The sequence below is a fragment of the Streptosporangium sp. NPDC002607 genome, assembly GCF_053592655.1.
On record NZ_JBSFWD010000155.1, the window covers coordinates 1 to 2,018 of the forward strand.

The 2,018-nt window shown below is 71.1% G+C and carries 1 protein-coding gene; it reads right to left on the reverse strand.

Annotation, left to right across the window (positions count from 1 at the left end):
- On the reverse strand, nucleotides 1–2,018 hold a 2,018-nt coding region (locus ACWD3H_RS47590), incomplete at both ends, for a type I polyketide synthase (RefSeq protein WP_451959794.1).

The window sequence follows — 2,018 nt, forward strand, 5'->3', positions numbered from 1 at the left end:
ACCGGCACCAGCACCGCGTCCGGGCCAGAACCGGCTTCGGCCTCCGCGGCGAGGGTGTCGACCGCCATCGCGGTCAGCACGCCGTCGGGGCCCAGCTCCAGATAGGCCCGCACTCCCTGAGCGTGCAGCGTCCGGATTCCGTCGGAGAAGCGGACGGCCCGACGCACCTGCTCCACCCAGTAGTCCGGCGAGCACAGCTGCTCGTCGGTGGCCGCCTGGCCGGTCACCGTGGACACCACCGGGATCTGCGGCGAACTGTAGGACAACGTCCGGGCCAGGGTGCGGAAGTCCTCCAGCATCGGCTCCATCAACGGCGAATGGAACGCATGCGACACCCGCAACCGCTTCGTCCGCACACCCCGCTCCTGCAGAACGGCGACGACCTCCAGCACCGCCTCCTCCACCCCGGCGATCACCACCGAGGCCGGGCCGTTCACCGCCGCGACCGACACCTCCTCCTCACGCCCGGCCAGCAGCTCGGCGACCTCCTCCTCGGACGCCCGCACCGACACCATCGCCCCACCGGCAGGCAGCGCCTGCATCAACCGCGCCCGACCCGCCACCAACACACACGCATCGGCCAGGGACAACACCCCGGCCACATGCGCCGCGGTGATCTCCCCGATCGAATGCCCCGCCAAAACAGCCGGCCGCACCCCCCACGAGGACACCAACCGGAACAACGCCGTCTCCACCGCGAACAACGCCGGCTGCGCCCACCCCGTCCGATCCAGAGCCTCCGCCTCAACCGACCCCGGCTCGGCGAACAACACCTCCCGCAACGACCCATCGAGCAGCGGGTCCAGCTCGGCGAGCACCTCGTCCAACGCCTGCGCGAACACCGGGAACCGCGCGTACAACTCCCGGCCCATCCCCACCCGCTGGCTGCCCTGACCGGTGAACAGGAACGCCAGCTTGGCCGCACCCCGCGCCGAACCGGTCACCACACCGGCGGCCGGCGCCCCCTCGGCCACCGCGGCCAGGCCCCGCACCAACTCCGCACGCTCAGCACCCACCACCACCGCCCGATACTCAAACGCCGACCGAGCCGTCGCCAGCGACACCCCCACCTCGGCCAACCCCAGACCAGGCGAACCCTCCACATACGACAGCAACCGGGCCGCCTGCGCCCGCAACGCCACCTCACTCCGCCCCGACACCACCCACGGAACAACCCCGCCATCAGACCCGCCATCAACCTCGCCGACCCCGGCCTCCACCGGCACCGGAGGCTGCTCCAAGATCACATGCGCGTTGGTGCCACTGATCCCGAACGACGACACCGCGGCCCGACGCGGACGGCTCGTCTCCGGCCACTCCACCGGCTCGGTCAGCAGTTCCACCGCACCCGAGGCCCAGTCCACATGCGAGGACGGCTCGTCCACGTGCAACGACTGCGGCACCACGCCCTCGCGCATCGCCATGACCATCTTGATCACACCTGCCACACCGGCGGCCGCCTGGGTGTGACCGATGTTCGACTTGATCGACCCCAGCAGCACCGGCCGGTCCTCCGGCCGGTCCTGCCCGTACGTCGCCAGCAGCGCCTGCGCCTCGATCGGGTCACCCAACGTCGTCCCGGTCCCGTGCCCCTCCACCACGTCGACATCCGCGTAGGACAACCCCGCCCCGGCCAGCGCCTGGCGGATCACCCGCTGCTGCGACGGGCCGTTCGGCGCCGTCAACCCGTTCGACGCACCATCCTGGTTCACCGCCGAACCCCGCACCACCGCAAGCACCTCATGGCCGTTACGCCGCGCGTCCGACAGCCGCTCCAGCACCAGCACACCCACACCCTCCGACCAGCCCACCCCATCGGCGAACTCGGAGAACGACCGGCATCGCCCGTCAGAGCTCAGACCGCCCTGGCGGAAGAAGTCGATGAAGGTGTTCGGGGTGGACATCACCGTCACCCCACCGGCCAGCGCCAGCGAGCATTCCCCCGAGCGCAGCGCCTGGGCCGCCAGATGCAGCGCCACCAGCGACGACGAGCAGGCGGTGTCCACCGTCACCGCCGG